Here is a 3,490-nt window from a genome sequence, read left to right on the forward strand (position 1 = left end):
GAGCCCTAGCGACCCGCTGGCGGCGCGGTCGTCAACTGCGACGACTTCCGGGTCAGGATGACCTCGTCGATCAAGCCGTACTCCTGCGCCTCGGCCGCGCTGAAAATCTTGTCACGCTCGATGTCGCGGCGGATCTCTTCCTCGGTGTGCTTGGTGTGCCGGGCGAGCATCCGCTCCAACAGGGAACGCATCCGGAGGATCTCCCTGGCCTGAATCTCGATGTCGCTGGACTGCCCCTCGCCCTGCCCGGAGGGTTGGTGCAGCAGGATCCGGCTGTTCTCCAGCGCGAAACGCTTGCCCGGCGTCCCCGCGGTGAGCAGCACCGCCGCCGCGGACGCCGCCTGGCCCATGCAGATCGTCTGGATGTCCGGCCGGACAAACTGCATCGTGTCGTAAATGGCGGTCAGCGAGGTGAAGGATCCGCCCGGCGAGTTTATATAGATCGAGATGTCCCGGTCGGGGTCCTCGGACTCCAGGAACAGCAGCTGCGCCATCACGTCGTTGGCGGAGAGGTCGTCGATCGGGATACCGAGAAAGACGATACGTTCCCGCAGCAGCTTCTCGTAGGGATTAAGGTAAAGATCGCCACGGCTGGTCTTCTCGATGACCCGAGGGATCCCGTAGTGGCTGACGGGCAGACCGTTACCTGAGATCTGGCCGATAATCGGCTGGTACATGATGGGTGCCTCCGCGACGGCGGGTGATGGTCGGTTGCCGGATGTCGGCGGTGTCGGCCGGGTGTCCGCGGGACGCGGCTAGCTGACCGGGCCCTCGCTGGGGACCTGGCGGGCCTGAGCCACAACGTGGTCGACGAACCCGTAGTCCTTGGCCTCCTCGGCTGTGAACCAACGGTCACGGTCGGAATCCCGCTCGATCTGCTCGATCGCCTGGCCGGTGTGGAATGCGATCCGTTCCTGCATCATCCGCTTGGTATAGAGCATCTGCTCGGCCTGGATGGCGATGTCTGACGCGGTACCACCGATGCCACCCGACGGCTGGTGCATCATGATCTTCGCATGTGGAAGTGAGTACCGCTTGCCGGCCGCACCCGCGCACAGCAGGAACTGTCCCATGGATGCGGCGAGTCCGAGCGCAACCGTCGCCACGTCGTTCTCCACGTACTGCATCGTGTCGTAGATTGCCATACCGGCACTGACGGATCCACCGGGAGAGTTGATGTAGAGGAAGATGTCCCGGCTCGGGTCCTCGGCGTTGAGCAGTAGCAGCTGGGCACAGATCGCGTTGGCAATCTGGTCCTCCACCACCGAACCCAGAAAAATGATCCGCTCGCGCAGCAGACGGTTGAAGACCTGCTCGTCGAAACCGACCCCGCTCTGCCCCGGCGAACGCAGCTGTGGGACGACCAGGCTCGGGGCTGCGATGTCACTCACGGTTAGCTCCTCGGCTTCCTCGCGCTGGCGACGGTTGATCTGACCGGCTCGACACTATCTGTGACCCGAGTCAGTTCCGGGGCTTAGCGCTCGATGTTCGCGCTGGGCGTGAGGGCGAGCGAGCCCAGCGCCGCTCAATCCGGGTATTCCGGGCAATCGATCAACGGCGGGCCGTCCGACCGCCCGGCCCGCCCTCCCGCCGACGATCCGGGGACTTCGGCCGCCGGCGATGCGAGAAGAACCACGATCGCATCGCCTTTGGCCCGTCGGAATGCGGCGGCCCCCGGACGAGATGTCCGGGGGCCGCCGCTGGTTCGTCGTTCGCCGCCGCCAGAGTTCAGGCGCTGGGTGCGGGATCGGTAGACCCGCCCGCCTTCTCCGCACTGATGCCACCGGGTGCATCGAGATCACCGTCGGCGTCATCGTCAACATCGTCGTCGAGGTCGTCATCAAGATCTTTATCAAGATCATCGTCGAGGTCGTCCTCCACGACTGCGGCGTCCTCGGCCGCGCTAGCGCCCGGTACCCACGGAGCAGGCAGCGCCAGCTCGACCTCGCTTCCGGCCGGGTCGAGGACCGTCGCCTGCCGCAGCAGGAACGCGAGTGCCTTGTTCCGCAGCGTGTCGGCCATGATCGCCGAAAGGCCGTCCCCCTGGGTCAGCTGCTGGGCGAAGACGTCGGGACTCACCCCCATGCGCTGCGCCCGGCTGATCACCTGCTCCATCAGCTCGCCCTGATCGATCCGAAGCTGCTCGGCATTGATCACAGCGTCCAGGATGAACTGCGACTTCAGGGCCTTCACCGCGAGCTGCCGCACGTCGGCGAGATGTTCCTCGTCAGTCTGGCCGAGCGTCTCCAGGTAGGCAGCGCGGTCAACGCCCATCCGCTCAAGCTCGTGGGCGAAACGGTGCTCGCGGGCCGCAACCTCGTCGTCGAGGACCGAATCCGGCAGGGGTGCGTCGACCCGCTCGATCAGGACGTCGAGGACGCGCTCGCGCGCCTGACCGAGCTGGCCGATCTCGGCCTCACGGACAAGGCGCCCGCGGATGTCCGCGATCAGCTCAGCGAGCGAATCAAACTCGCTGGCCGTCGTGGCGAAGTCATCATCGAGCTCGGGGAGCTCGCGCTCCTTGACGCCCCGGACCGTAACAGTGACCTCAGCCACACTGCCGGCGAGCTCGCCGGCAAGCAGTTCGGTCGCAAACGTGCGACTCTCCCCTTCACCGGCACCGGTGATCGCCGCGTCCAGACCGTCGATCAGACTCTCGCTGCCGACCTCATAGGACATGCCGGCGGCCTCGGCATCGTCGATCACCTCGCCGGCCACGGTCGCGGACAGATCGAGCGAGATGAAGTCGCCGGCCTGCACCGGGCGCTCGACCGGCTTGAGCACGGCGGACCGCTCACGCATGGTCGTCAACAGCTCGTCCACCCGTTCGTCGGTCACCTCGACCGCGTCAACGGTGACCTCAAGGCCGTGGTAGTCGGGCAGCGAGATGTCCGGCCGGACGTCCACCTCCGCGGTGAAGACCAGCGGGGCACCGTCCGCGAACGAACTGATGTCGACCTCGGGCCGGGACAGGACGTCGACTTCCTCCTGCTGCACGGCATCGGTGTAGAACCGCGGCAAAGCGTTCTGGATGGCCTCCTCGAGGATCACACCCCGGCCGAGGCGCTGGTCGAGGATGCGCGGTGGAACCTTTCCCGGCCGAAAGCCGGAAACCCGGACCTCGCGCGCGAGCTTGCGGTAGGCGGCGTCGACGGACGGCTTGAGCTCGTCGAAGGGCACCTCGACGGTCAGCTTGACCCGGGTGGGACTGAGGGTCTCCTTGGTGGCCTTCACGGCGCGGCTAACTCCTGATGCGGCGGTGGATCGGATGGACGCGCCGAGAGTACCGGTCGGGGCGGGGAGACTCGAACTCCCGATCTCCTGCACCCAAAGCAGGCGCGCTAGCCACTACGCTACGCCCCGAGGCGTTGCTTCACTATCCTACGGGGTAGTGTAAGCGATGCGCCGCGGGTGTAGCTCAATGGTAGAGCCCCAGCCTTCCAAGCTGGCCATGCCGGTTCGATCCCGGTCACCCGCTCCACTCGGGGTG

The 3,490-nt window shown here is 66.1% G+C and carries 3 protein-coding genes and 2 tRNA genes; 1 reads left to right on the forward strand and 4 read right to left on the reverse strand.

The annotated features are described in order from the left end of the window. Window positions 1–5 precede the first annotated feature (5 nt). The 4 genes from U9980_RS10720 to U9980_RS10735 form a co-directional block, all read right to left on the reverse strand. Entirely contained in the window at window positions 6–677 is a 672-nt protein-coding gene (locus tag U9980_RS10720) for an ATP-dependent Clp protease proteolytic subunit (protein WP_322747291.1), read from the reverse strand. A 78-nt stretch (window positions 678–755) separates the two neighbouring features. Then, window positions 756–1,391, reverse strand: a complete 636-nt coding sequence (locus U9980_RS10725; RefSeq protein ID WP_322747292.1) for an ATP-dependent Clp protease proteolytic subunit — start codon at window positions 1,389–1,391, stop codon at window positions 756–758. A 337-nt stretch (window positions 1,392–1,728) separates the two neighbouring features. Then, window positions 1,729–3,234 carry a trigger factor gene (tig, locus tag U9980_RS10730; RefSeq protein ID WP_322767779.1) on the reverse strand — a complete coding sequence of 502 codons (1,506 nt, stop codon included), beginning with the start codon at window positions 3,232–3,234 and terminating at the stop codon, window positions 1,729–1,731. Window positions 3,235–3,290: 56 nt separating this feature from the next. Next, window positions 3,291–3,363, reverse strand: a tRNA-Pro gene (locus U9980_RS10735). 44 nt (window positions 3,364–3,407) lie between these two features. On the opposite strand from U9980_RS10735, the gene U9980_RS10740 reads away from it, so the two are divergent. Continuing rightward, window positions 3,408–3,481, forward strand: a tRNA-Gly gene (locus tag U9980_RS10740). The last annotated feature ends 9 nt before the right edge of the window (window positions 3,482–3,490 follow it).

The organism is Protofrankia sp. Cr1, from assembly GCF_963555865.1.
GTDB lineage: Bacteria > Actinomycetota > Actinomycetes > Frankiales > Frankiaceae > Protofrankia.

Bases quoted from the DNA above. Each gene is read 5' to 3' on its own strand.
- U9980_RS10720 (WP_322747291.1), bottom strand. From the start codon at position 677: ATGTACCAGCCGATTATCGGCCAGATCTCAGGTAACGGTCTGCCCGTC.